Source organism: Candidatus Spongiihabitans sp., assembly GCF_965237845.1.
Taxonomy (GTDB): Bacteria; Pseudomonadota; Gammaproteobacteria; order Arenicellales; family Poriferihabitantaceae; genus Spongiihabitans.
In genome coordinates this window covers 2,529,495-2,554,667 of the sequence record NZ_OZ250154.1, presented here as the reverse complement: position 1 = coordinate 2,554,667, position 25,173 = coordinate 2,529,495, and the positions used below count along the sequence as shown (strand labels likewise).

Sequence of the window (25,173 nt, the reverse complement as noted above, 5' to 3'; positions counted from 1 at the left end):
ACGTTGCATATCACCGGCGGCAAAACGCAGAGCGACGAAGGAGTGACGCTTTTTGCTGTCCAAGTGCATTTGCTTTGTTATGGCTTCTCTGAATTTTTCGCTTCACTTTTCAATAACTCATCAAAATCAATATTGAAACGTTTTTCAAGCATTTGAACTGCATGCTTGATACCTATCAGAACATATAACTGATTTGCACCGAAGGCATAGTGCGCTGAGTTGTACTGCTCTTCACCAAGAACACAATAAGCCATTTCATCAGATGAACTTTTGGTGTACGGAACTCTTCCTCGGTATTTTTCTTTCCCCCCTTCTGCATTTGTAAACCGAACCGGATAACGAAAACTTCTACCTTCACCCTCCCATACACCACCAGGACCAAAATTTTGGATGTTTCCGTTATAGCGCTCACTGCTGATCTTATACTCAATATCGTGAAGCATTTCGTAAAACTTTAATGATCTTTTTTCTTTCTTCTTTACCCTATTATTTTGTAGCTATAACGCCTCACATCAGCGGACATCAAAAAGCAGAGCAAGGTACGAGCGTAGCCGTTGTTGCCCTTGTTATGCGATTTTACTTGACTACAAATGACCAGAATATTCACCCATATCTTGTTTTTCGTTTGCTCCGTACGCATCTAGCTCGATTACGTTCCGGTCGGGGTCTCGAATGAATATTGCGGACATGCCCCCAAAACTGAATGACCCAGTAATTTCTATTTGATTGTCTTTCATAAAAAGTTTGGTGACGTCAAGTGAGCTGACGGTTAATGCCATATGGGTAATACCGGTATATTTCTCGCTCACGTCCATCAGTATGTTTTTTCCTTCTGGCATGTTCGATGGTCCGAGCAAATTTAGCACAACCCCACTTGGGTGTTTCATGATAATAGGATGGCCTTCTTCGAAACCAACATCATTTCTGAATTCAAACCCCAGCAATTCGTAGAAAGCGACTGACCGAGACTTCTCTTTAATTCTGATGCCAATATGATTGACGTTTTCTATATTAAGCATTTTCGATTTTCCTCTGGATTATAAAGGCGCATAACGGCGGAGTTGGCCTGCCAATTGTATCAGCATATTAGAGGCTTGCTTCTTTTTTGTATAAGTCCACCCCCTTTGGCACTCTGGTTGATTGTGGATGAGGAAGTTGCAGGAGATCGCAGTCCGAGGCTATGATGAGGCAGGACGGTGTTGCAGTCGAGTAGCCAGTTGGCCAGTTTACGGTTAAAGTCGGTCAGGTCATGGAACGGTTGATCCTCGTGATAATCAACAAACTGCTCCTGGATAGTACGATTGAAGCGCTCGGCGCAAGAGTTCATTTTGTTCGTATCATCCCTGATACGAATCCGCTTCGCGGACTACGCGCCATTTCGCTCCCGTCGAAATGGTGGGCGAGCGGGGATAAGTCCGCTAGTGGGTTATGCCGTGGGCATCGAGGCGTTGCTGGCAACGTCATATGAACTCCGAGCCGTTGTCTTCGATCCTGAAGCGCGGCGGTTGTGGCAGGAGTTGACACAGCACATCAAGGGCGATGGTCGCCTGGACTGGCTGGCGGCTTTGATGTCGATGGCAAAGCGGGAGTGAGGGTTGATGAAGGTGAACAGGTAGCGGCGCAGGCCATCGCGTAGGCGAACACTTCAAGCGGCTGATGCTTGAAGTCTTTGGGTTTGCGGGGGATGAGTTTGTGGCGGCCGTGGGCACTCAGTCTGGTGGGGGCGTGGCGCATTTTGTCAGGGTCTCGGGCGATGATGCGACCGAGGGTAGAGACGCTGGGCAGTGCGATGTCTTGCTGCCTACACCAAGGTCGTAGCAAGACCCGCAGTTTGTCTTTGCCAAGGTTGGGGAATTGCTCGCGCAGTTGGCGGATTTCCCTAGCCAGCATCGGTGCTGTGGCTGTCGCCGGCGCTTGGGGGCACAGGATTTGGCAGTCAGGGCTGCCGGGTCGCCGCTAGCTTGGCGCACTGTTTCCAGCGATAAAGCGTTCTGCGACTGACATTGAAGGCATCACAGGTCGCGGCTGCGCCATAATCCGAGAAGCAACCGAGGATTTTGAGGCGTTCTTGAGCATGTTTGGAAGTCATCTCCCAAAGCTGCCCTGAACAGGCTACGCGGCAAAGCCTTTGTTCGGTATCCGATATGCTGATGTTGCATGACTCTCCTTCTGCATCGGAGTGCCAAAGGTATCTGAACCTATACACGACGGCAAATAAAACAATTGGTTAGGCAGAATTTAACTTAGTTATCTGGGTCAGCCCCTACTTTTATTCATTCACTGGTTGTAATCAGCCATAAGTTACAAAATGTGATTTCAGTGACATGATTCTCTTTGGGTATAACGCCTTTGTATGAGAATTTTAATAAAAGTTTTGACGCGAAGCGGTATTTTATTAAAATTCCTGCATGACATACTTGTTATACGCTGCCTTCTGATTCTATGACTAAGATTCTAGCTTCACCTTTTGGATGAGCTACATGCTCAGTACCCACAGAAGCATAAAAAATATCACCAGTATTTAATACGGTAGATTGCTCAATTCCATTCTCTTTGTATAGCATTTCTACAACGCCATCTAATACTGCAAATACTTCTTCGCCATCGTTAATGTGCCATTTGTAGGGCTTATCTGTCCAATGTAAGCGAGTTGTAATCCCGTTCATATTAGAGATATCTTTAGCGCCCCAAGCGCGACTTGCCGTGAATTCTTTACTTCTGATTATTTCCATAATACTTCCAGGTTAATTGCAAAACTTTAGTAGCGTATAACGCCTGGATAACTTGCAACTACCAGCAACGCTTAACTTTATAAAAGAGAATGATCTTTATTCAATTGACCAACATTGATTGATAAAACGGCTGGTAGTTGTCAATGTTGATTTAATTGTTAGACCATTCAAGGTAACTTTAGTACACGAACTTGAATTTCAGTGATTAAATCTTTTGGATAATTATCGTCAATACTATTCCAGTAGAGTAATCTGATCTCTTCCTTATCGTGAGGCACATATTTGCCCGTTTTCAATACTTTTTGAAAAGTTTTTCTTATTGCTTTGCCAACTGTTTTATAGCTTCCTTTGTAAATATAAGAAGCAAATAACCCACCTTTGAAGGTCGTTTTCTTTACTGTTTCAGTTTCTTTTGGGCTGCCTCTATAACCGATGGCATAATAACTACCATCTATATTTGAACCTTCAACGCTCGTCTTTGAGGAGATAGTATTGAATTAATTTGATTAAAGTATTTGAAATATGCCCTTTGCTTTGGTCATGATGAACATAGAGGACATTCAGATCTTTTACATTTTTGATTTCAAATGTTTGTTCTTTGGGTAACTCAAGCGCATGTACAAATGGCACCATGGCAAGAAGTAGTAAGAATGCAAGCAAACTTAAATATTTATTCATTGGTTTCTCCTTTGTCTAACACGGAAATCACCGGCACGCGAAGCGTGTCCGCGCGTATTGTTTTGTTATATATTATGCATGTCATTATATTATTTATTCTCTTGTAGGCCAGATTTACGGCTCATTATCGTTCATGTGGGGGTATTGATTTAATTTTTGATGCAAATTCTTTATGTTCAGATATTTTTTTAGGGGAGTGTATTACTTTCATTGATGCTGGGTGTTTATCTAAGTGATTATCATTTTTAAGGTTTTGGCTTGGCCTGTTTGGCCTGTTAGAAAAACCACCACCACAATTGGGACAAACATTTTCAAAGATTTCAATGGCACAGTTAGAACAAAATGTACATTCATATGAACAAATCATTGCTTCGGTTGAGTTTGGTGGCAATTCTTTATTACAGTGCTCACAAGTAGGTCTCAGTTCGAGCATTAATTATTCCTTTTTTAAATATATAACGGCGGAGTTGACCTGCCAATTGTATCAGCATATTAGAGGCTTGCCTCTTTTTATGCTGGAGAATTGGTCGGGTTGAACGCTATGTTCGAAGGCGCTTTGCGCCAAGAATATAGTGCTAGACCGCAGGCCAACGCCGCAATAACCGGCGCGAGGTACGAGCGTCCAGCGCGTAGTTAATTGCTTTGTTATGCATTTAACCTTGCAGTTACTTCAATTTCCAACTTCATAGCTTCGTCTAGCAAACCTGCCACAAACATAGTGGCGGCAGGTTTGGCATTGCTTAAGTATCTTTTGAACACAGGCCAACAAGGCTCAAAGTCTTGTTTGTTTGGAAAAATGTAACGGACTCTCACAATGTTATTTAAACTACTGCCTGCCTCGATAAGCGCTTTTTCAATATTTTTAAAACATTGATCTGCTTGCTCCACTGGGTCACTAGAAATTGACATGGTTTCGTAGTTATAGCCTGTGGTGCCTGAAACAAATACATAATCACCATCTGCAACCGCACGTGAGTAACCAATTTTGGATTCAAATTCAGACCCGCTAGATATATGTTTTCGATTCAATTCATTTTCCTTGATGCATAACGCTTGAAATCACCTGACGCGTTAGCGGTCGGCTGGAATGATTTGTTAACCTTTTTTCGTTATCTAAATCTATTAGTTCATATTCTGGTTTTAAAACAAAAAGGTTGTCTTCAATATTCTTTATTTTCTCAGTTGTTGCCTTTATTGCCAGCTTTGATTCATCTATTCCTATCCATTGCCTATTCAATAAATGAGCAGATTTTAAGGTTGTTCCAGAGCCACAAAAACAATCTAAAACTACGCTCCCTTCGTTAGATGAAGTTTTAATAATTAAATCTAAAATAGCAGAGTTTTTTCTGTTGGATAATTAGGATATTGAGAATCTTTATATTCCCAAATATCTTGCATTCTTTTCCCATCTCTTTCGTCAGCAAAAATAATTTTTCTTGGATTGCCAGTATTTGACCATTCAATCAACCCCCCGTTATCCCATTTTTCTAGTGTTTGGACATCTGTTCGCCAATGCCTACCCACTGGAGGCATGATTCCTTTAAATGGCTGATTGGATTTCCCGTTTTCTGTTTCACCCGGCGCATGGATTGGCACGGTTGTATATCTCCTACCTTGTTTTATTTTAGAAAATAATTTTTCAATGTCTTTTTCTGTATAGGGTTGTTTTGGCTCATTCCAAATAGGTTTAGCGGATTTTGAATAAAACAAAATCATATCTTTTATGTTGCCGTAACCTGTTCTTTTGAAATTTTTAGGATTGCATTTTATTCTAGTTATATCATTTCTAAAATTTTCAATTCCAAACACCTCGTCCATCATCACTTTAACATAATGTCCAATTTTGTAATCAATATGCAAATAAATAGAGCCTTGTTCGGATAATAAATCTTTTAATAAAATCAATCTATCTTTCAAGAAATTAATAAAATATTTACCCTTTAATTTGTCGGCATAAGCAATATCGCCATTTTTTGAATTACTGATGGTTGAAGCCCTATCATTTGTAATTGTAAAATTACTATTAGTAGCAAAAGGAGGGTCAATGTAAATTAAATCAATTTTTCCATTTAGTTTTTTATTTTTAAGTAAAAATTTAATCCCTCTTAAATTATCACTGTGAATAAGTAAATTTTTCATAATGAATATAAAAATTCTCTTAGCACCAAAGCACTCATAATATTATGCTTATTTTGATTTCTAACTGATTTACACATTTTATTGTTACTTTCAATATAAGGCGCGCCATCTAAAATCGCAACTGGTATCGCATCAACTTTGGATTCAACGGTGATTATTGCATCGTTAAATTGTGCATTTTGATGTCCACCAGAATCGGTTAAAAATTTAGTTTCACCAATAACATATTTGTTATTGAATCTTGCGACAAAATCTAAACCCTTATCGTGCTTATATCCTAAATTTTGCTTGGCAAATTCCATCATTTGTGCGTCGCTAATTTGTTTCCCAAAGCATCTTGTTGTTAAGCAGTTACTTTTTTCTTGAATATTATTTTCCTGTAAAAAACTTTTAACAATGGTCTTGCCTGAATTTTATCGCCATCTTGGTTAAATAATTGTATTTGCCCACTGTCTCTTAATATAATTGTGTAGATTTGTTTTTCTATTTGTATTTCTTTCTTTTTCTTTATTTCGCCAATATCTTCACCAACCCTATTTTTCCCAGAACTAATATCAATTGTTTTGATGATGTAATAGGTAAAGGCTTTTAAAGTATGCCTCATATACTCATTTATAGGAGATATTTTTGCTTCTTGCTCCAATTTTAGAATGTTTTGAATGAGGTTTACTATTGTGGTTTTTTCTGTTTCCTCATTGTTCCAATATAACCAAACTTTATTTTTAGCATCAAGGTTGTTAAATTCATCTTGTAGTCCTTTATTTGGTTTTGGAGTCAAAAATATAACAGATAGATTTTCTTCCTCTAAATTAAAAGCATCATTATCTTTGTCATTTATTACCGCTTGATAATATGAACTTAATTGTTTTGGGTTTGCCGACCCTTGTTTAATTTTATTTTCTATAATAATTCTATGAAGCTCATTATATGAACTATCTAAAATTTTGATTTGTATATCAATATCACTTCTTTTGTTTTTGTATTGATATGGAACCTCTAAATCAATTTCAAATTTAATGGTTTTATCATCAATGAAATTTTCATATATTTTATTGATGTTGGATAATTTCAAAAAATTATTAATGATTTTACGACCTAATCCATGGTCTTGGTTTGGGTTTAGCAAATATGCAAACATTGCTGACATACTTGGCTCATGCATATTTGATTTTCCTGTACTTAATACGCTAAAAATATTCATTTTATATTCTTCTTATGTTCATTTGTCTTGTTAGCAACCAACAGTTCGGATAGATCCTCCATACCAAGCCAAGGCCTTCTGCGATGAAGCATTCTGTGGCAATTGGAACAGACAAGCGCGATGTCATCCAAATGGGTCTCCTCACCATCTTCATGCAAGGTGCTTACAGGTTTGGTATGGTGTGCCTCTATAAAACCCCTTCCTATTTTTCCGTATGTAGTAAAAAAGTCGAAGCCACAGCATGCACATTTGAGACAGTCATCTTGACGCAGTGCATTATTTTTTGCCTACCTAATAAGTTCAGCATTTCTTTCTCGAGAAAAATGAAGTCTCTCCTTGATCTTCCCCTCAGGAAAACTATTGCGCACACTAGGTCGCTCTGGATCAAGCTCATCTGCTTTTGATCGACTGATAGCTAATGTAAATAATTCATCAATGAAGTCATCAACATCTTTAATATGTGCTGGGACAGATATTTGCACTTCACCAGAAAGAAACTCTTCTATAAAATAGATCTTTCTCTCATCATTCCTCCCATCACGCTTTCTAGGAGAGTATCGCCATTTTAGAAAAGCCTCGGCCGATTCCTCGTCTATTAATTCGTGTATCTCTGCAACAGGGCCGGTCTTTGATTCGGGAAATAGAACAACATAAAAGTTCTCGTTCTCGTGCCAATCAATCAACAATATCCAGAGACCGTGCTCTGCCTCGTCTTTGAACAGGAAAGCCCCTTCATATGGATGTCCATCTGCCCATTGATGAAATCCAGATAATTCCTTTGATAGAATTTTGTCCGACAGTTTGTATTTTGAGTCAGTCTGATTCGCCACCGATGAAAGCAAATCTGCAATTCTTTTTGCATGTTGTCTATTCATTTATTTTTTCCTGCTGATAACTCCTCACTTCAACGGCTGCATTAGCAGTCCGCTGGAAGTGTTTGTTAGGTAATTTTATTATCATAAATTATTGTTTTTGCTGAAATTAAAAATCAAGTGATACTGCCCCCTTTGATTTTTAGATAACCTATCAAATCAGAGTGGGTTTTCCTCCAACCATGCAATGACGTTTTCAGCATTTTTATCCGGTGGAAATACGGGATAAAACACCTTGACAATGTGTCCTTCCCGAATTATCAGTGTTATACGCTTATAGAGACTCATTCCATCCACCTTCATTTCTAATAGTGGGATATTTAAGGCTTTCTTTAACTGGAGATTACTATCGCTAATGAGTGGAAACGGTAGGTGTAGCCTTGCCACTTCGCTTTTCAAATACGGCACATCTTGAGTTGCCAGCCCAAATACACTGGTACTAAGAGCTGAAAGTTCGGACTGGTGATCACGGAAGGCGCACCCTTGAGGAGAACAGCCTCGAGCCCCCGGAATTGCATCCCAACCCTCTGGGTCAACACTGTCGGCGGATGATCTGGGATAGATGTAAACTACGGTTGTTCTTGGTAGTTTTGCCAAAATAATAGGACCCTCGGTTGTCTCGAGCGAAATTGAAGGAAAGCGCATCCCTTCAAGATGGACACATGCACCATCATCCTCTGGTACTGGCAAGTTATCCGGAAGAATTTGTTCATTCATAATATATTTCCAATGCGCATTTCAGTGAGTAGCGGCACGTATTCAATGCCTAACGCTTGAATTCAGCGGTAGCGTACGCTACCGCTGGAATGATTTGTTAGGTGATTTTATATTATAAATCAATGTAATGTTTTAGAATCAATCCCTATTGCGATGCTTATTTTATTGTCAATTTCAGACATAACGACAGGAATTTTTTCTAAGTGTTTTATCATCTCTAATAGATTGTTTTTATTCAGTTCATTTCTAATACTACTTAATAGGTTGCTGACGGTGTCCTTATATTCTGCAACTTGATTCACCCCTTTATCCTCAGTATTTAATGTTAATGCAGTAATAACATTTTCTAATAAAAATTGAGAATTTTTACACCTGATTTCTAAGGCATTCATCCTAATTTTAATTTTCTTTTCTTCTGCCAAGTGTTCTGTGTTCATTGTGGATTCGTCAAACACATTTACTATTTGCTTATATTCGTCAGCAAAATTATCTAATTTTTGCTTAATAATTGATAATATTTCTTTATTGCTCATTTTTTTGTTTCCAACCCTTCTCCATCAAAAAATCTAATAAAAAGGTGGAGAGAATACACCTAACGCTAGAACTCACCTGCCGCGTAAGCGGTCGGCTGGAATGATTTGTTAGGTGTTCTACTTGATATTTCTAAATTCATCAATTGTCAAATCTAGTATTTTTAATAATTGCCTTTCAACACCAGGAGAAATATCTTTTGACCCATTATTTGGCACTGGAAAAGTATTTTTACCATCTGAAAATATAACGTGTGAACCTTTTTGACGCACAACCATATATCCAAGTTTTGTTAATTTTCTTTCAAACTCTCTATACTTGAACGGCATATTTTTCTACCGTATGAGTTAATTCATTCCTGATAATTCTTTCGTCATTTACCTGTTCAAGATGATAATCCATCATCATTTCAACAACATTTTTTAATTCTATAATCGCTTCTTTTTCAGAATAAGCAAATGCGAATAAATTTTGATGTCCTTCTACTTTGGCTAAATAACCATCGCCATCTTTTTCAACTATTGTTTTCATAATTTATTCCTCATCCCATATTTTAGTATACATCGGCATCAATAGTAAGGGCAATAAAAATAATTCTGGTGCAAAAATAAGAATAAGTATTACTCCAATTACTGACCCAAAAATAAACCCAAACCATAACACAAAGCCAGTAATAATTAAACCAGTAACAATAATATTCCACAATAATCTAAAAGGAAATAAAAATATATTTTCCGCCATTTATACACCTAACGCTTGAATTCAGCGGATGCGTTAGCGGTCGGCTGGAATGATTTGTTAGAGGCTTTTATAAAACTGATTTTCATTTTTAATAAGAATCCAATTTCGAAGTTAAATGCCATCCATTGTTTTCTGGACATTGATACATTTTAAGTTTTATGTCTCTTTCTTTTAATGCATAATCTATTTGTTCTTGTGCTTCCCATTTTTCACTATATAGATTTTTTGTTTTATTATCCTTATCTGTGCAATTACAAGTATTCATTCTAACCTTGGGTTTATAAAAAACTACCCATATTTCAGTATTGAGATATGGGTAGTAAGTTGGTTATTTTCTTGGCGGGTTATTACCTCTACCACCACCAGATGGATTGCCAGTTTTATTTACCAATTAGCAACTCCATCTATAAAACTCTGATAGAGATCAGAGGATTTATTTAGACAACCTCCGTAGTTATGAATACCAACTCCTTGTGACCTATTCCTTAAAAGTGGTGACCCGCTCTGACCACCAAAAGTATCAATTTGATAAAGAAACCGACCTGATTGCTTAGTTAACCTATCAGACATTTGATATTGAAAAATTCCATTATCTCTATCTGCTGGATATCCGCACACTACTCCTGAATTAGGCTCACTTAAAACAGGAGTGATAAAACTATTATGATTTACAGGTTTATTTAACTTTATTGCCCCCATATCATAACGAACAGAACCATTTTCTGTCCATCCTTGGGGTGCGGTTAGGGAAGTTGCGTGATATCTCCCATAAGGTTCAGAAAAACCAGACTTTGCAGGAATAACGATTATGGATTTTTTCCAACCACCAGAAGAAGAATAAAATAAGCAGTGTCCTGCTGTATATAGCCGATCATTGGCAACAAGCCATCCCGAACCTACGTACGTTTTTTCATTTGGTGCTTGCATGTAGAGTTTACAAATTGCAATGTGGGGCAACTGTTTTGTAGCTACGACTTTTTGCCGCTGGTCAATTCCGCAAACTGACTCTGTGGTTAAATCTTCAGAAGATTCAACCCAAATATCATTCACTATTTCTGACTCGTTTATTTCGTCAATACTTCCTATCGGGTTATGAAATACAAGTTCTTGTATTTTACTATCAATACTCATCACTTTTCTCCTAATTTAATCCCCTAACGCTTGAATTCAGCCGACGCGTAAGCGGTCAGGTGGAATGATTTGTTAGATGTTTTTATAGTTTTTTAACGGCTTTTCCCGTATCCAAAGCCACCCAATGCACCAGCAATAAAAGTTAAGAATGGGATAATAATGTCTTTATGTCCATACACTATCATAGTAGCAATAAACGCCATAATCACAACAAATACAAGGCTTAACATCCAATATAGACGTTTAGTATTAGTCAGTCTAAAGTCTTTTTCTTGTTCTAGATTATGAGCTTTATTTTCGATTTCAATTTTGGCAGTGCGTTCAGACATAGCAATTTCTGCTAAACGCACATCTCTATCATTGTCTGATTTGTGTTTTTCAGTGCTAGAAATAGAGTTAAATAATGCTATTTCTCTGTCATTAACCTGTATTTCAGTATTTGACATTATAGTGTTTTCTCTCTTAATACAGGGCGGTCATATTCAATAAAAAAATGTCCAGTATCGCTATTACTCCAATCTTGATTGATACGGTAACGTGTTCTTATAATGTGTTTATTAAGTGATTCGCTAGACATCATTTTTATATATTCTGTAATTGTTAGATATTCTGATTTTATTGGACTTAGTATATTCATAGTTATTTGTTCCATTGCTATTGATATTCTATTTTGAATAATTATACAGCAATTATTTTCTAATATGCCATCGAGAAATTAAGCAGGCTACTCCTTAAGCAAATTAAGGAGTAAAACACCTAACGCTAGAACTCACCTGCCGCGTAAGCGGTCGGCTGGAATGATTTGTTAGGCTACTTTTTATTTATAACTGCCAAATAAATGAGATGAGAAGGAACTGTGATAAATAAAAACACAAATCCAAATATCACCGCCATTATATGCAAAACTATAAACATCAAATTACCCATATTTAACTCCGTTATTTTTTACCAACCATCAAACGCTATAATACTTCTTCTACATCTTTCTGTAGCGACTGTTTTTGCATGCCTGCCAGTGTTTGGATAAGTATGCAGAGTTGGGTATGAGCCTATCTCCTTAAAATATGCAACGCCTTTATTTACGCAAGAATCAAATTTACGATTACCACAACTTGTCAACACAGCCATTCCTATAAGTAAACCTATAATCATAAAGAATTTCATATTCGCTCCTTATTATTTGTAAGCCTAACTATTAGTATAAGGAAAGTTTCCCTCATACGCGGTATTAAATATAAATCCTGTAAAAACAGCCTATTTCTCACCTTTTCCAATATAAAATACAGTTTTTACCTGATATAAGGTATTAAAGTGAAAAACAAGCCAATTACAAAATTCAATCTAACAATATGATAACAGATAAAAACCAATTTTGGAGCAAATGCGAGAGTTGATGCGGCGAATGGGCTATGCCTATGCGACTGAAAATATTTATTGTGATTGGGTTAGGCGGTTTATTAAATTTTCACAAATGGACAGCAGAGAGGATTTGTTTGTGAATGCTGAAAATAAGGTGGAAAAGTTTTTAACGGATTTGGCGGTTAAGCAAAATGTTGCCTCTAGCACTCAAAATCAGGCGTTTAATGCTTTGGTGTTTTTGTATGCTAAGGTTTTAAAGCGTCCTTTGGATGGTGTTGATGCAGCTCGCTCGCGTAAAGAACCGCGCATTCCTGTGGTGTTGAGTATTAAAGAGGTGAAAAAAGTATTGGCGAAACTCAGCGGTACAAATGTTTTAATGGTGCAATTATTGTATGGGGGCGGGTTACGTATTTCTGAACTGGTACGTTGCGCATACAGGATATTGATTTTGAATACAGTCAAATTACGGTGCGTGATGGCAAGGGCAAAAAAGACCGTGTTACCCCGCTTGCACAAAAGCTTATTCCCTTGTTAAAAGCACATTTGATACAAAGAAAAATGATACACGAGCAAGATCTAGGGCAAGATTTTAGCAGTGTATATTTACCAAATGCGCTTCGTCGAAAATATCCTGATGCCGATAAGGATTTTGGCTGGCAGTATGTATTTGCCAGTCGAAATATTGCCACTGACCCTAGAAGCGGTATTGAGAGAAGACATCATATTGATTAATCGGCGGTGAATAAGGCGATTAAAGTGGCAGTGGGCAAATGTAGAAGTATTGATAAAAAAGTATCAGCACATACTTTTAGACATTCCTTCGCCACGCATCTTTTGCAAACGGGCACTGATATTCGCACCATTCAAGCGTTGCTTGGGCATCGTGATTTGCAAACGACGATGATTTATACCCATCTGTTAAGACAAGGCGGGCAGGGCGTAAAAAGTCCATTAGATGATTTATGAACAACCTTATTTTCATTGCCAACAATTGTAAATGCCAATAATTATAAATGAAACAGCATTGGCTAAGCCGGGCCCTTTCGTGATGATTTTGCGCGGTTAAAAGCCCCCCCTTCCGAAAATATATCGTCGATAACCCGAGCAATTTCACTGATATGAAGAGATTTATTCAAGGCTTGCCCAAAGTTGAATTACACTGCCATATCGAGGGGACGCTTGAGCCGGAATTGATGTTTGAACTTGCCGAGCGCAATGGCATTGCACTGCCGTATTCGAGCGTAACCGAACTGCGGCAGGCCTACGCCTTCACCCGGTTGCAGGATTTTCTCGATATCTACTACCAGGGCATGAACGTGTTGCAGACCGAACAGGATTTTTTCGATCTGACCTGCGCCTATCTAACCCGGATTCACGCACAAAATGTTCGACACACGGAAATATTTTTCGACCCTCAGGCTCATCTTTGCAGGGACCTCTCCTTTGATGTGGCAGTCAATGGCATTAGCCGTGCTTTGCAGGCGGCTGAGCGGGATTATGGCATCAGTTCTCGTGTCATCATGTGTTTCCTGCGCCATCTCGACCAGGCTGATGCGTTTAACACCCTGGATCTGGCCAGACCTTACCGGGAGAAAATTATCGGCGTCGGTCTCGATTCCAGTGAGCGCGATAATCCTCCCGAAAAATTTGAGCAAGTGTTTGCCGAGGCGAGAAGCCAGGGTTATCTGTGTGTCGCACATGCTGGAGAGGAAGGGCCGCCGGAATATATCTACAGTGCGTTGGACCGGTTGCGGGTTAATCGTATTGATCATGGTAACAGTTGCTTGCAGGACCCGGCGCTGGTTGAACGCCTGGTTGCCGAAAAAATGCCGTTGACTGTTTGCCCATTATCCAATACCCGATTATGTGTGGTGCAGGACATGACTGAACATCCACTCAAGCTGATGCTGGACCAGAGTATGCGCGTTACCATCAACTCCGATGACCCGGCTTATTTCGGCGGCTATATGAACGAAAATTTTGAGGCGATTACCGATGCGCTGAATCTTTCCCACCACGACTTAGCGCAACTTTCAAGTAACGCCATTGATGCGGCTTTTGTCGAGACCGCGCGCAAGCACGAACTAAAAAGTGAGTTAGCTGGTTACGTTTGGAATAAGCGATGAGGTTTCGAGAAACAATCAATCCCATTGAATTCACCTTTGGCGCTATTGAGCATCGGCGCCAACGATTCAAGGTTGCTTGACCAGTGATGTGATGTTGCCTATGATGCTCAAACTTGGACAATGCACACGGAAAAACCAGCATCGACAAACCGCTTTTGAAACGAGTATAGAATGGAAATAACAACAGACATACACCTTGGCGATAGCAAGGAGCAGTTAAAACTGCTCCCGAATGATTCTGTTGACCTTATTGTTACATCGCCTCCTTACGCTGATCAGCGAAAAAATGTATATGGCGGTATGCATCCGGATGAATATGTTAATTGGTTTTTGCCCATTTCAGAACAACTTTTACGTGTCCTTAAGCCGTCAGGAACTTTTGTCTTGAACATCAAGGAAAAAGCAGTTAATGGAGAGCGTAGTATTTATGTGATGGAACTCATTTTAGAAATGCGCAGGCAAGGATGGTTGTGGACAGAGGAGTTTATTTGGCATAAAAAAAATTGCTATCCGGGGAAATGGCCGAATAGATTCAGGGACGCATGGGAAAGATTGCTTCAGTTTAATAAAAATAAAAAGTTCAATATGTATCAGGAAGAAGTAATGGTGCCGATGGGTGATTGGGCAAATGCCAGATTAAAAAACCTTTCTGAAACCGACAAAATGCGTGACACTTCAAAAGTAGGGAGTGGGTTTGGCAAGAACATTTCAAATTGGCGGGATAGAGACAAGGCATACCCCACGAATGTTTTGCATTTGGCTACTGAATGCAATAATAAAAATCATAGCGCAACATTTCCTGCGGGATTGCCTGAATGGTTTATTAAGCTGTTCACGAAAGAAAAAGACCTGGTGCTTGATCCATTTATGGGGTCGGGGACAACCTTGCTTGTCGCTAACCAGATGAGACGGAACTCAATAGGTATAGACCTTGTCCCCGAATATTGTGAAATGGTAAGAAAGAAAATAAACCCAGTCGAGATGTATTTATTTGAACCTAAGGAAAAATATGAAAAAACTAGCCCTTAAAGATGTAACACTTTACGTTGAAGAAAATATAGGCATTTTTCATCAACAACGCATCCAAAGTCTTGACAAATTAAAGTTGTCAAATGTTCTCAAGCGGAAAAATCCGTATTTGTTCAAAGCGAAATATGTTTTAACTGCCGAGCAAATCATAAAGGGATTGGTGGATGCTCATATATCATCAAACGAAGAAACCATTTTTGGAGACTGGCTGGAAGGGCTCGCTATTTTTATTAACCATGCAGTCTATGATGGTCGAAAATCAGGCATCACCGGGATTGATCTTGAGTTCGACGCTGACAACACAAGATACATCGTAACCATTAAATCCGGACCGAATTGGGGCAACAGTTCGCAAATAGCGAAAATGAAAGCGGATTTCATAACCGCAAAGAAAACATTAAGAACCAGTAATTCACAACTAAACATCCTCGCTGTAAATGGTTGCTGCTATGGTAAGGATAAAAAGCCGGATAAGGGCGATTACTTTAAATACTGCGGTCAACGATTTTGGGAGTTTATTTCGGACGATAGCGAGCTATTTACCAGAATCATTGAACCGCTCGGTTATAAAGCCAAAGAAAAAAATGATGATTTTGTAGGATCATACTCACAGATAATCAATAAATTTACCAAGGAATTTGCAAATCTGCTGTGCAAGGATAATGGAGAGATTGATTGGGACAAACTGGTTCGTTTAAACTCTGCAACAGAAAATCTAAGGAGCTGACCCGGATAACTCCAAATTTAGGTTATTCTGGCCGGATGAGAAAGAGTTGATGCCGAGAAAGTTTTAACCGGCGACAAGGGGTTGCGATGATCAGGCCGGATTGGAATCTCCGCGTGTTCCTGTTATGCAACATTCGCTTCCGCTTGCACAAAATCACTGCAGGGCGTTGCAATCGGTTCGCCTTTTCAAGAACGGCGGTATATCTCATTTGTGCCTCGTTATTTTAAGCCTGCTTGTTTCAATTCGTTTCCGATTCGTTCTGCTCTGCATAACTATGCAGTCTGACGAATAATGCCTTAGGTGCTACTAGTAGTGTAACAAGTTTCTCAATCCACCCACCCCCGCGCATTCTGGAAAATCCTGATTCACGGACTGTATTCGCCCCATCCGCCAAATCTTTACGCGCATAAAAGTGTGGAAAATTCGCATTTTTATGCGTGTAAAAGTGCGGTTTCAGCTATAATTCCGCCATAATCAACCGCCGCCCGGCTACTCCGAAATGAAACGCTTATTGACTAATCAACTGGAGGTTCTCCCACAAGTTATTTCGACGGCTCCAACTGGGGCAAAATGATGATCAAAATTTAAGGAACATGACAATGACTGACTCGTTAGACGAACGCCATAAGTTGCTTATGGATATACTGCTTGAAGTGATTTCAAGAGGAGATCCGATTACATATAAGGGCATATATGAACGTGCACTTATAAAAAATAGAGAGGTTGGTCTGCGCTTACATTTTCATGCTCTTCTTCCCGCTCTGTTGGGCGAGTTGAATGGTGCGATTGATGGCAAAAAAATAAAAGTGCCAGCAGCAATTAGCGCAATCGTAGTAAATGCACAAACCAGGTTACCCGGGTCTGGGATTCGCGGCTTTTCTGGCTTTAAAAAATGGGAAAGTTTAGATTCGAAAGGTAAGCGTGAAACAGTAGCCGCAGCTCAACAAAACATATTCTCTTATCAATCGTGGAATAAAGTTTATGAATCTTTGTTTAACGAGGTGCCGAAAATTACCAATGAAAGAGATGGTAAGAGCAATCAAGGCAATTGAGGTAATGGAGAAATGGAATTTTCGTTGCCATCTGGCGACAGCGTCGACGTGGTGTTCGTGCGGAAAGATGGAGTTACATTAATAGAGGTAAAATCTTGCATATCTTCGGATGACGACTTAAACGAGGCATCTATCAATGCGTCAAGTATCGCGCTGTTTATTGCGCGTGGCGGTGTGATTTACTGGATGTCAGCGAAAAGAATACCCAAAAGTTTGCGCGGGCTGTGTTGGTAACAGAACGCACGCTTCCAGACGAGTTGGCTAAGTTGGCAAAAACGCTGAAAGTAGAGCAATTTCAAATCGAAATGCACACGGCGTAACGCCGCCGCTTTGATTTTCACGCGGCTTTATCATTTTGTTTTAAGTCATATGCAAGAAATCCACCGGATTGTCTGGCCCATAATTCGCTATACAAACCACCATTTTCCAGGAGTTCATTGTGGCTTCCCTGTTCGACGATTTGTCCTTCATCCATAATCACCAATCGATCCATCTGGGCGATGGTGGATAGCCTATGGGCAATGGCAATAACCGTTTTGCCTGCCATCAATTTATAGAGACTGTCCTGGATTGCCGCTTCAACTTCGGAGTCGAGGGCGCTGGTAGCTTCATCAAGCACCAGTATTGGCGCATTCTTTAATAACACTCTGGCGATGGCGATGCGTTGTCGCTGACCTCCTGACAGCTTGACACCGCGTTCACCGACATGCGCCTGATATCCGATTTGCTCCCGTAAATCTTTCAGATCTTTAATGAAATCATGCGCCTTGGCCTGCTTTGCTGCGGCTATTGCTGTTTCCATCGTGGCCTCCGCATTGCCATAGCGAATGTTGTCAAACACAGAGCGGTGGAGTAGTGAAGTATCCTGGGTTACCATGCCAATCTGCGCGCGTAAACTATCCTGGGTCACCGATTTGATGTCCTGGCCGTCGATCAGAATTTTCCCTTTGCCTAGGTCGTAGAATCGTAATAACACACTTACCAATGTGGATTTACCCGCGCCTGAGCGGCCGACAATTCCAATTTTTTCTCCGCCGTTGATAGACAGGCATAAATCTTCTATAACGCCGCTGTTGCCATCATCTTTTCCATAGTTAAAAGAGATGTTTTGGTATTCGATCACACCGTCTCTGACTTCGAGAGGTCGTGCTTGCGCGGCATCGACGATGGAAATATCATTAGAAATGGTTTCAATGCCATCCTGGATTACCCCAATATTCTCAAACAACCCGGAAATTTCCCAAAGGATCCATTGCGACATGCCCTGGAGTCGTATGACCAACCCCATGGCGAAGGCAATCGACCCGGCGGTTACCACACTGGCATGCCATAACCAAATCGAACTGGCCGCCACACTGAAAAGCAGCAACGCGTTCATTGTGGTTAAACAAATCGACAATGTTGTCGCCAGGCGCATTTGCCGATAGACCGTATCAAGGAATATTTGCATTCCTTCCTGGGCATACAAATCCTCGTAATTAGCATGAGCGAACATCTTGACCGTGGTGATGTTGGTGTAGCTGTCCACCACCCGGCCGGTAACCATTGACCGAGCTTCCGCTTGCTGCATGGAAACTTTTCGCAGTTTTGGTATGAACAGGCACATAATGATTATGTAGCCGACCAACCAGCCAATCATCGGAAAAGTCAAGCGAATATCGCTTGCCCCAAAAATAATAACGGCGCCGGAAAAATAAACGATGACATAGAGCAAGACTTCGGTTAGTTTGACAATAGCGTCACGCACGCCGAGAGAAGTTTGCATCATCTTCGCCGCCACTCTGCCGGCGAAATCGTTTTGGAAAAATTCAACGCTCTGGCGCAGTAAATATCGGTGCGCCTGCCAACGCGTGCGCATAGCAAAATTGCCCAGCAAGCCCTGATGGACCGCGGCTTCGTAAAAGAATTTTAACAGCGGCAATACCGCCACGGTTAGAATGCTTACCGCAATGATTTTTGTTTGGTGAACTTCCCAAAAAGAACTTCGATCAGTTGCAATCAACCAATCGACCAGATTTCCAACAAAAGAGAAAAGGTAAACTTCTATTAACGCAATGATGGTTGACAGCACCGCGGCGGCGGCGATCAAACGCCAAAATGGCTTGGCGTAGTGGGCCACAAAGCCGAGCAAGGATGACGGCGGTTTTGAAGGCAGGTCCTCAGGAAAAGGATCGCTATACTTTTCAAACCAGGTGAAAATAGCGTTAATCAACTTGGGCGCTCGGGTTTACTGATGCGGGCAATGATACGATTTTTTCTGTCACGAAGGTATGCCTGTGGTTGTCATCTGGGTATCAGGTCTTGGTCTCAGGTCTTGAAGCAGGTTGAATATGGCATAAAATTGTCGGAATCTATATGACTTTTGTTCGGCAACCCTGTATAAACTCGCCATGAAAATTTTGCTCAGCAACGACGATGGTTACAATGCGCCAGGACTATTGACATTATTTGAGGCGGTTTCGGAGGTCGCTGATGTTGCTGTGGTGGCCCCGGAAACTAACTGTAGTGGCAGCAGTAATTCACTAACTTTGCGGAAACCCATCAGAGTCCGAAACCATAAAAACGGATTCATTTCGGTACGGGGTACGCCAGCGGATTGTGTGCATTTAGCCATTGCCGGCATGTTGGCCAAAATAATCGGCTGGCAACCGGATATCGTGGTTTCCGGCATTAACAACGGCGCCAATCTAGGCGATGATGTCATCTATTCCGGTACCGTGGCGGCGGCAATTGAAGGTCGATTCCTGCGTCTGCCTGCCATAGCGGTATCCTTGGCGGGAGAGGCGCTAAAACACTTTGATACGGCGGCCCAGGTTGTTTTGAATTTGCTCGAAAAAATTAATGCCCATCCAATGTCTGGACATTGCTTGTTGAACCTCAACGTTCCCGATTTGCCCTACCATCAAATTAACGGCATGGAAGTGACTCGATTGGGCAAGCGCAGCCATTCCGAGCCAATCATTAGCGAGAATCCCGTCGATGGTGATAATATCTACCGAATAGGACAACCGGGCGCAGAGGAAGATGCCGGAACAGGTACAGATTTTTACGCCGTTAATCAGGGTAAGATATCAATTACACCATTAACAATTGATATGACGCATTATAAAAATATACCAGTGATAGATGACTGGCTCAATAATTGAACCGCCTTGATCACACATTGACATAAGATTTGATGAATTGTTTTAGATAATCATGGTTGACCCAAAATTCAGTCCAAAATCCAGGCGGCGCGAAGGCATAGGCATGACATCGCAGCGAACCCGACGCAGGTTAATCGATAGATTGCGTGAGCAGGGGATTGTCAATGAAAAAGTTTTGAGTGTGCTGCTGGATACGCCCCGGCATCTTTTTATTGACGAGGCGTTGGCGCATAAGGCTTACGAGGACACCGCGTTGCCGATTGGTCAAAGTCAAACAATTTCCCAGCCATTTATCGTCGCCCTAATGACCGAATTCATTTTTAAAAGCGATATTACGGTTAAGAAAGTGTTGGAAATCGGTACCGGTTGTGGTTATCAAACTGCGATTCTGTCTCAGCTGGCCACTTGGGTATTTACTATCGAGCGAATCGCTTCACTGCAAGCCGAAGCAAAACAGCGACTGCCCAATCTCGGATATCGCAATATCAGTTACCTGAATGGAGACGGATTTCTGGGTTGGGAAAGCAACCAGCCTTTTGATGGCATTATCGTGACCGCCGCGCCTGAAGCCGTCCCTCAAACGTTAACGGCTCAGTTGTCTCAGGGCGGCAGGTTGGTTATTCCGGTAGGCGGCGGGGAAGGTCAGCGGTTGCGTATTATTACCAGGACGGCAAGGGGATTTGATGAACAACAGCGCGAAGCCGTGCGTTTCGTGCCCATGTTAAACGGTAAAATAAGCCTGTGAAAATTTTCGGCCCTGTTTACCGCAAGGTGATGCAATGGTCCAGCCACCCTCATGCCGAAAAATTTCTTGGCGGCGTTAGTTTTATCGAGTCCTCGTTTTTCCCGGTCCCGACATCGCTAATGCTTGCGCCGATGGTAATGGCAACCAGAGATCGAGCATGGCGGTTGGCTTCCTTAGCCACAATCACATCGGTACTGGGCGGGATATTTGGTTATTTCATCGGCTATTTTTTGTTTGATCAACTCGGCCAACCCATACTGGAAATCTATCATTTACAGGAAAAATTTATGAAAATGAAAGAGTGGTTTGACCAGTACGGTGTTTGGCTGGTATTGCTTGCCGGGCTGACCCCCCTGCCTTACAAGTTATTCACGATTACCTCCGGTGTGATGGGAATCGCGTTGATACCGTTTACACTTGCTTCGATAGTTGGTCGTGCATCACAATTTTTCCTGGTGGCTGGTTTGTTATGGTGGGGCGGTGAAAAAATAGAACCGATATTGAACAAATGGATGGAATGGATCGGCTGGGGCGTATTGGCGATGGTCGTGGCAGGGTATCTGATACTTGTTTAGCATGAAAAAATTCTTAGGCATTGGTATTATCGCGGTTGTTGTGATTTTCATGGGCGCCTGTGCGCTGCACGCGCCGCCAGTCATCAATAAATCACCATCCCGAAAGATTCCCGAAGCATATGCGGTAAAACCGGGCGATTCCATCTATAACATTTCCTGGAGTGTCGGACTGGATTTTCTGGACATCGCCAAATGGAATAATCTAAAGCCGCCATATGCCATCAAGCTCGGACAGGTCATCAGATTACGCCAGCAAACGGTTAAAACAGCTTCGTCTAACTCGGCGTCGAGCCCGGCTTCCCCCCAGGTTAAGCAATTAGTTGTTGCGACCATATTACCGGCTAAACAACCGACTCCGACGGTGACCGATACCGCTGTCGGCGATACTTCAGCTGCACCGGCAGTCGCCTTTTCCAAAGCGCCCGGCAAGTGGAATTGGCCCGCGCAAGGAAAGTTGACCGGCAAGTATTCGCCAGCAAAAGGCAGTAATGGCATACAAATCACCGGCGCCGCGGGAAGTGCCATAAAAGCCACCGCAGCAGGGGATGTGGTTTATGTGGGCGAGGGTTTACGGGGCTATGGCAAGTTAATTATTGTCAAGCATTCCCCCCGATTTTTGAGCGCCTATGCGCACAACCGCGATATCCTGGTTAAGGAAGGGCAAACCATAGAGTCCGGTCAACAAATTGCGCGCATGGGAAACAGCGGCACGCAAACCACTATGCTGCATTTTGAAATTCGTGAAGACGGCAAGCCAGTCGATCCCTTGAAGTATTTAAAGTGACAAATACTATGTCCATAAACCACAGAATAATTGGAGAATAATATGGGCCTGCATAATATAGACCAGCATAATATAAATCTGCAATCGGCAAATCGTCGGCTTGTTGCTGGCAAGGATCTAAGCCGAGAAGAAATGCAATCGGTGATGACTTTGATTATGTCCGGGCAGGCCACCGATGCGCAGATTGGTGCATTCCTGACTGCGCTAATGGTCAAAGGCGAGTCGGTGGATGAAATTGTCGGTGCGGCCACGATAATGCGCGAGTTGTCGGCGAAAGTGACTACGCGCTCGGACAAAATTGTGGACAGCGTGGGCACCGGCGGCGATGCCGCCAAACTGTTCAATGTTTCAACCGCCAGCGCGTTAGTCGCGGCCGCGGCCGGAGCGAGCGTGGGCAAACATGGCAACCGCGCGGCAACGGGCAACTCGGGAAGCGCGGATGTGCTGGAAGCCGCGGGCGTGAACATCGCCATCACCCCGCAACAAGTGGGCCAGTGTATCGATCAATGCGGGGTCGGTTTTATGTTTGCGCCGGCCCATCATTCGGCAATGCGTCACGCCATCGGCCCAAGAAAAGAAATCGGCATACGCACGATATTCAATCTGCTCGGGCCATTAACCAATCCTGCTGAAGCCAAATTCCAGTTGGTCGGCGTGTTTAGCCAGCATTGGGTTCGACCTATCGCCGAAGTTTTTGCCGAGCTCGGCAGTGAGCATACTGTGGTGGTGTGTTCCGATGATGGGCTGGATGAAATTTCCATCGCTGCTGATACCAGAGTTGCAGAATACAATAACGGCACATTCTCTGAATACCGGATTAGTCCTGAGCAATTTGGGATGGCGAAATCGAATCTCGAATCCATTGTTGTTGCCGATGCCAACCAGAGTTTAGGTGTGATTAAAAAAGCCCTGGCAGGTGAAGCCGGTCAGGCCCATGATATGATCGCATTCAATGCGGGAGCGACCATCTATGCCGGCGATTTGGCCGACTCCATTGAACAAGGCGTGCAACTTGCCCATGAAATCTTAAATAGCGGCAAAGGTCTGGAGAAGCTGGATCACCTGAAGGAGGTTTCAAACTCATTTCAGGACGCATTTTCGTAAGGCGCAGATTCGAGCGTTTGCAACTCGCCTGATACATCAAAAAAGTCAGCCTCCGGATTTTGATTGGGCGCCAGATTTTGATTGAATAAAATAAATACCGCACAGCACCAGGAACATTGCAATGAATGTGTTCCAGTCAAGTATTTCACCGAGCGCTAATACGCCCCAAATGCTGCCCAATACTGGAATCACATAGTTAATTTGGGAAAATGTGGTTGCCCCGAGGTTTTTGATCACGCGGAAATATATTAGAGACGCGATTGCTGTCGGGAGGATGGCTAAAACGAGGATCGCCCACAAACTTTCCGAAGAAGGGGTTGCCTCAAAAGGAGATTCAAACAGGAAAGCCAATGGTATGCTTACCATTGCTGCAACGATATTTACACCGGCAGCCATTTTATAACCCGTGAAGGTCGGTTGCAGGCGTACAAATATGGTGGCGAATGAATAACCTAGCGCGCCCCCGAGAACCGAAATCTGCCCCAGGATATGGTCGCCCAGGCCCAATAATGCAGGCAGCCCAACCAGCGTTATCAATCCACAAAACCCAAAGAAAACACCCGCGGCCTTTCGCCGAGTCATTGATTCTGTTGAGACAAAGTAGTGTGCCAGCACGAAAGTGCTGATCGGCATTATCCCCATCAATATAGCAGTAAGCGAACTGCTGATATAAATTTCGCCCCAACTTATCAGCACAAATGGCAGGCTGTTGCCGACTACGCCGGATACAAAATAGAGCAGCAAGGCTCGTGGATGCATAGGAATCCATTGCCCTTTGATTGCCAGATAGATACAGAATATTAACGCAGCGATGGTGAGTCTGCTGGCGGTCAGGATAAATGGCGGAACTGTTTCGACCCCGACCTTGATGAGCAGGAATGAAGTGCTCCAGATTACCGCCAGCAATAGCAAAAGTGCGTAGTCTGTAATACTATTCCGCATTGGTTTTTTGGTGCCTTAAATTCTGAATCAACAACAAAGAAAAAACAAAAAACAACTTTCCACTCTAATAAAATTAGCGGTATAAAACGTGATTAACAATCAAATTCACCCTTTTGAGGTGATTAACGCCAAGGGTTCATCTGCTTTGTTAATTGCTTGCGATCATGCGGAGAATCTAATCCCCGATTCTCTGTCGGGTCTTGGATTGAATCCAGATTATCTGAGGCGGCATATTGCCTATGATATTGGCGCTAAGCAAGTGGCAATCAGGCTGGCAGAATTTTTTGATGCGCCTTTGCTATTGGCCAAGTACTCCCGTTTAGTCATCGATTTAAATCGTCATCTCCATGATCCATCGCTGATTGCCGAATACTCCGATGGCGTTGAAATCCCCGGCAATTTAAATCTGACCGATGAGATGCGAACCCACCGCATCAATAACTATTTCCATCCTTACCACAATCAGTATCAGGATATGGTAAATAACCTTATTTCAAAACACAACAGGCCGATTATTTTAGCGGTGCATAGTTTTACGCCAACTATGAATGGCATGGTTCGCCCGTGGGAAATGGGCGTTCTCTGGGATCAGGATGAAGTTTTGGCGAAACAACTGATCGGAAACCTGTCAAAAGTGACTGGTTTTAACATCGGCGATAACAAACCGTACCACGCCACAGACCCGCATGGGTATGCCCAGGCAATACACTCGCATGAGCGCGGTGTGGAATTAGCGCTGCTGGAGATCCGACAGGACTTGATTAGCGATAGTGCCGGTCAAGTCAAAATCACTGAATTGGTTTGCCATGCGGTCTCTCCAATCCTGAACTAACCCATTTATT

38 protein-coding genes and 2 pseudogenes are annotated in these 25,173 nt (G+C 42.1%); 15 read left to right on the top strand and 25 right to left on the bottom strand.

What is annotated here, in order from left to right; translation table 11 throughout:
- Positions 1-77 precede the first annotated feature (77 nt).
- The 3 genes from ACPXXB_RS12320 to ACPXXB_RS12310 all read right to left on the bottom strand — a co-directional run bounded on the left by ACPXXB_RS12320 (position 78) and on the right by ACPXXB_RS12310 (position 1,327).
- Positions 78-443 (bottom strand): hypothetical protein, encoded by a 366-nt coding sequence (locus ACPXXB_RS12320; protein ID WP_423907809.1) that lies wholly within the window; start codon positions 441-443, stop codon positions 78-80.
- A 141-nt stretch (positions 444-584) separates the two neighbouring features.
- The gene (locus ACPXXB_RS12315; RefSeq protein ID WP_423907807.1) at positions 585-1,019 is read right to left on the bottom strand and encodes a VOC family protein; all 435 of its coding nucleotides are present in this window, start codon (positions 1,017-1,019) and stop codon (positions 585-587) included.
- A gap of 59 nt (positions 1,020-1,078) precedes the next feature.
- On the bottom strand, positions 1,079-1,327 hold the full coding sequence (locus tag ACPXXB_RS12310) for an integrase core domain-containing protein (RefSeq protein ID WP_423907805.1): 249 nt from the start codon (positions 1,325-1,327) through the stop codon (positions 1,079-1,081).
- Position 1,328: 1 nt separating this feature from the next.
- Between ACPXXB_RS12310 and ACPXXB_RS12305 the strand changes: the two genes are divergently transcribed.
- Both ACPXXB_RS12305 and ACPXXB_RS12300 read left to right on the top strand, forming a co-directional pair.
- Positions 1,329-1,592 (top strand): hypothetical protein, encoded by a 264-nt coding sequence (locus tag ACPXXB_RS12305; protein WP_423907803.1) that lies wholly within the window; start codon positions 1,329-1,331, stop codon positions 1,590-1,592.
- 64 nt (positions 1,593-1,656) lie between these two features.
- A complete protein-coding gene (locus ACPXXB_RS12300; RefSeq protein WP_423907801.1) occupies positions 1,657-1,818 on the top strand; it encodes a hypothetical protein in 162 nt (53 codons plus the stop codon).
- A 118-nt stretch (positions 1,819-1,936) separates the two neighbouring features.
- On the opposite strand, the gene ACPXXB_RS12295 is transcribed toward ACPXXB_RS12300, so the two are convergent.
- From ACPXXB_RS12295 to ACPXXB_RS12200, 20 genes and pseudogenes are all read right to left on the bottom strand, one after another.
- Entirely contained in the window at positions 1,937-2,089 is a 153-nt protein-coding gene (locus ACPXXB_RS12295; protein ID WP_423907799.1) for a helix-turn-helix domain-containing protein, read from the bottom strand.
- Between the two features lie 331 nt (positions 2,090-2,420).
- The gene (locus tag ACPXXB_RS12290; RefSeq protein WP_423907797.1) at positions 2,421-2,732 is read right to left on the bottom strand and encodes a cupin domain-containing protein; all 312 of its coding nucleotides are present in this window, start codon (positions 2,730-2,732) and stop codon (positions 2,421-2,423) included.
- Between the two features lie 167 nt (positions 2,733-2,899).
- Positions 2,900-3,166 (bottom strand): GyrI-like domain-containing protein, encoded by a 267-nt coding sequence (locus ACPXXB_RS12285; RefSeq protein WP_423911188.1) that lies wholly within the window; start codon positions 3,164-3,166, stop codon positions 2,900-2,902.
- 31 nt (positions 3,167-3,197) lie between these two features.
- Positions 3,198-3,410, bottom strand: coding sequence for a hypothetical protein (locus tag ACPXXB_RS12280; RefSeq protein WP_423907796.1), 213 nt, complete (start codon positions 3,408-3,410; stop codon positions 3,198-3,200).
- 124 nt (positions 3,411-3,534) lie between these two features.
- Positions 3,535-3,843 (bottom strand): DUF1272 domain-containing protein, encoded by a 309-nt coding sequence (locus tag ACPXXB_RS12275; protein ID WP_423907794.1) that lies wholly within the window; start codon positions 3,841-3,843, stop codon positions 3,535-3,537.
- Between the two features lie 212 nt (positions 3,844-4,055).
- A complete protein-coding gene (locus ACPXXB_RS12270; protein ID WP_423907793.1) occupies positions 4,056-4,439 on the bottom strand; it encodes a RidA family protein in 384 nt (127 codons plus the stop codon).
- 1 nt (position 4,440) lies between these two features.
- A pseudogene (locus ACPXXB_RS12265) lies at positions 4,441-5,549 on the bottom strand (site-specific DNA-methyltransferase).
- Positions 5,546-5,917: a hypothetical protein gene (locus ACPXXB_RS12260; protein ID WP_423911185.1), complete on the bottom strand. Its 372-nt coding sequence runs from the start codon at positions 5,915-5,917 to the stop codon at positions 5,546-5,548. Before ACPXXB_RS12260 ends, ACPXXB_RS12265 begins: the two are co-directional and overlap by 4 nt.
- Positions 5,893-6,750 carry a PD-(D/E)XK nuclease family protein gene (locus ACPXXB_RS12255; protein WP_423907791.1) on the bottom strand — a complete coding sequence of 286 codons (858 nt, stop codon included), beginning with the start codon at positions 6,748-6,750 and terminating at the stop codon, positions 5,893-5,895. Before ACPXXB_RS12255 ends, ACPXXB_RS12260 begins: the two co-directional genes overlap by 25 nt.
- Positions 6,747-7,022: an HNH endonuclease gene (locus ACPXXB_RS12250; RefSeq protein WP_423911183.1), complete on the bottom strand. Its 276-nt coding sequence runs from the start codon at positions 7,020-7,022 to the stop codon at positions 6,747-6,749. The genes ACPXXB_RS12255 and ACPXXB_RS12250 overlap by 4 nt, the downstream gene beginning before the upstream one ends.
- 15 nt (positions 7,023-7,037) lie before the next feature.
- The gene (locus ACPXXB_RS12245; RefSeq protein ID WP_423907789.1) at positions 7,038-7,625 is read right to left on the bottom strand and encodes a hypothetical protein; all 588 of its coding nucleotides are present in this window, start codon (positions 7,623-7,625) and stop codon (positions 7,038-7,040) included.
- 156 nt (positions 7,626-7,781) lie between these two features.
- Entirely contained in the window at positions 7,782-8,339 is a 558-nt protein-coding gene (locus ACPXXB_RS12240; RefSeq protein WP_423907787.1) for a peroxiredoxin, read from the bottom strand.
- Positions 8,340-8,458: 119 nt separating this feature from the next.
- A complete protein-coding gene (locus ACPXXB_RS12235; protein WP_423907785.1) occupies positions 8,459-8,872 on the bottom strand; it encodes a hypothetical protein in 414 nt (137 codons plus the stop codon).
- A gap of 117 nt (positions 8,873-8,989) precedes the next feature.
- Positions 8,990-9,199 (bottom strand): type II toxin-antitoxin system HicA family toxin, encoded by a 210-nt coding sequence (locus tag ACPXXB_RS12230; RefSeq protein WP_423907784.1) that lies wholly within the window; start codon positions 9,197-9,199, stop codon positions 8,990-8,992.
- A complete protein-coding gene (locus tag ACPXXB_RS12225) occupies positions 9,183-9,401 on the bottom strand; it encodes a hypothetical protein (protein ID WP_423907782.1) in 219 nt (72 codons plus the stop codon). Before ACPXXB_RS12225 ends, ACPXXB_RS12230 begins: the two co-directional genes overlap by 17 nt.
- 3 nt (positions 9,402-9,404) lie before the next feature.
- A complete protein-coding gene (locus tag ACPXXB_RS12220; protein ID WP_423907781.1) occupies positions 9,405-9,611 on the bottom strand; it encodes a hypothetical protein in 207 nt (68 codons plus the stop codon).
- 8 nt (positions 9,612-9,619) lie between these two features.
- Positions 9,620-9,751, bottom strand: coding sequence for a hypothetical protein (locus ACPXXB_RS12215; RefSeq protein WP_423907779.1), 132 nt, complete (start codon positions 9,749-9,751; stop codon positions 9,620-9,622).
- Positions 9,752-9,995: 244 nt separating this feature from the next.
- Positions 9,996-10,742 carry a trypsin-like serine peptidase gene (locus ACPXXB_RS12210; protein WP_423907777.1) on the bottom strand — a complete coding sequence of 249 codons (747 nt, stop codon included), beginning with the start codon at positions 10,740-10,742 and terminating at the stop codon, positions 9,996-9,998.
- Positions 10,743-10,834: 92 nt separating this feature from the next.
- Positions 10,835-11,188 (bottom strand): hypothetical protein, encoded by a 354-nt coding sequence (locus ACPXXB_RS12205; RefSeq protein WP_423907775.1) that lies wholly within the window; start codon positions 11,186-11,188, stop codon positions 10,835-10,837.
- A gap of 499 nt (positions 11,189-11,687) precedes the next feature.
- On the bottom strand, positions 11,688-11,906 hold the full coding sequence (locus ACPXXB_RS12200; protein ID WP_423907773.1) for a hypothetical protein: 219 nt from the start codon (positions 11,904-11,906) through the stop codon (positions 11,688-11,690).
- 217 nt (positions 11,907-12,123) lie between these two features.
- Between ACPXXB_RS12200 and ACPXXB_RS12195 the strand changes: the two genes are divergently transcribed.
- The 7 genes and pseudogenes from ACPXXB_RS12195 to ACPXXB_RS12165 all read left to right on the top strand — a co-directional run bounded on the left by ACPXXB_RS12195 (position 12,124) and on the right by ACPXXB_RS12165 (position 17,269).
- Positions 12,124-12,636, top strand: a complete 513-nt coding sequence (locus tag ACPXXB_RS12195) for a phage integrase N-terminal SAM-like domain-containing protein (protein ID WP_423911180.1) — start codon at positions 12,124-12,126, stop codon at positions 12,634-12,636.
- A pseudogene (locus ACPXXB_RS12190) lies at positions 12,570-13,067 on the top strand (tyrosine-type recombinase/integrase). Before ACPXXB_RS12195 ends, ACPXXB_RS12190 begins: the two are co-directional and overlap by 67 nt.
- Positions 13,068-13,219: 152 nt before the next feature.
- Entirely contained in the window at positions 13,220-14,227 is a 1,008-nt protein-coding gene (locus ACPXXB_RS12185; protein ID WP_423907772.1) for an adenosine deaminase, read from the top strand.
- A gap of 171 nt (positions 14,228-14,398) precedes the next feature.
- Positions 14,399-15,256, top strand: a complete 858-nt coding sequence (locus ACPXXB_RS12180) for a DNA-methyltransferase (RefSeq protein WP_423907770.1) — start codon at positions 14,399-14,401, stop codon at positions 15,254-15,256.
- On the top strand, positions 15,237-15,983 hold the full coding sequence (locus ACPXXB_RS12175; RefSeq protein ID WP_423907769.1) for a PmeII family type II restriction endonuclease: 747 nt from the start codon (positions 15,237-15,239) through the stop codon (positions 15,981-15,983). The genes ACPXXB_RS12180 and ACPXXB_RS12175 overlap by 20 nt, the downstream gene beginning before the upstream one ends.
- Before the next feature lie 599 nt (positions 15,984-16,582).
- Positions 16,583-17,035: a hypothetical protein gene (locus ACPXXB_RS12170; RefSeq protein WP_423907767.1), complete on the top strand. Its 453-nt coding sequence runs from the start codon at positions 16,583-16,585 to the stop codon at positions 17,033-17,035.
- A gap of 12 nt (positions 17,036-17,047) precedes the next feature.
- Positions 17,048-17,269: a hypothetical protein gene (locus ACPXXB_RS12165; protein WP_423907766.1), complete on the top strand. Its 222-nt coding sequence runs from the start codon at positions 17,048-17,050 to the stop codon at positions 17,267-17,269.
- A gap of 103 nt (positions 17,270-17,372) precedes the next feature.
- Here the strand turns inward: ACPXXB_RS12165 and ACPXXB_RS12160 are convergent, their stop codons facing one another.
- Positions 17,373-19,235, bottom strand: a complete 1,863-nt coding sequence (locus tag ACPXXB_RS12160; protein WP_423911177.1) for an ABC transporter ATP-binding protein — start codon at positions 19,233-19,235, stop codon at positions 17,373-17,375.
- Positions 19,236-19,425: 190 nt separating this feature from the next.
- Here ACPXXB_RS12160 and surE point away from each other — a divergent pair, with 190 nt between their 5' ends.
- The 5 genes from surE (at position 19,426) to trpD (ending at position 23,389) form a co-directional block, all read left to right on the top strand.
- A complete protein-coding gene (gene surE / locus ACPXXB_RS12155) occupies positions 19,426-20,181 on the top strand; it encodes a 5'/3'-nucleotidase SurE (protein ID WP_423907764.1) in 756 nt (251 codons plus the stop codon).
- A 52-nt stretch (positions 20,182-20,233) separates the two neighbouring features.
- Positions 20,234-20,926 carry a protein-L-isoaspartate(D-aspartate) O-methyltransferase gene (locus ACPXXB_RS12150; RefSeq protein ID WP_423907762.1) on the top strand — a complete coding sequence of 231 codons (693 nt, stop codon included), beginning with the start codon at positions 20,234-20,236 and terminating at the stop codon, positions 20,924-20,926.
- On the top strand, positions 20,923-21,501 hold the full coding sequence (locus ACPXXB_RS12145) for a YqaA family protein (protein WP_423907760.1): 579 nt from the start codon (positions 20,923-20,925) through the stop codon (positions 21,499-21,501). The genes ACPXXB_RS12150 and ACPXXB_RS12145 overlap by 4 nt, the downstream gene beginning before the upstream one ends.
- A gap of 1 nt (position 21,502) precedes the next feature.
- Positions 21,503-22,285, top strand: a complete 783-nt coding sequence (locus ACPXXB_RS12140) for a peptidoglycan DD-metalloendopeptidase family protein (protein ID WP_423907758.1) — start codon at positions 21,503-21,505, stop codon at positions 22,283-22,285.
- Positions 22,286-22,357: 72 nt separating this feature from the next.
- A complete protein-coding gene (trpD, locus tag ACPXXB_RS12135) occupies positions 22,358-23,389 on the top strand; it encodes an anthranilate phosphoribosyltransferase (RefSeq protein ID WP_423911174.1) in 1,032 nt (343 codons plus the stop codon).
- 45 nt (positions 23,390-23,434) lie between these two features.
- Here the strand turns inward: trpD and ACPXXB_RS12130 are convergent, their stop codons facing one another.
- Positions 23,435-24,331: a DMT family transporter gene (locus tag ACPXXB_RS12130; protein ID WP_423907756.1), complete on the bottom strand. Its 897-nt coding sequence runs from the start codon at positions 24,329-24,331 to the stop codon at positions 23,435-23,437.
- A gap of 88 nt (positions 24,332-24,419) precedes the next feature.
- Here ACPXXB_RS12130 and ACPXXB_RS12125 point away from each other — a divergent pair, with 88 nt between their 5' ends.
- Positions 24,420-25,163 (top strand): N-formylglutamate amidohydrolase, encoded by a 744-nt coding sequence (locus tag ACPXXB_RS12125; protein WP_423907755.1) that lies wholly within the window; start codon positions 24,420-24,422, stop codon positions 25,161-25,163.
- The last annotated feature ends 10 nt before the right edge of the window (positions 25,164-25,173 follow it).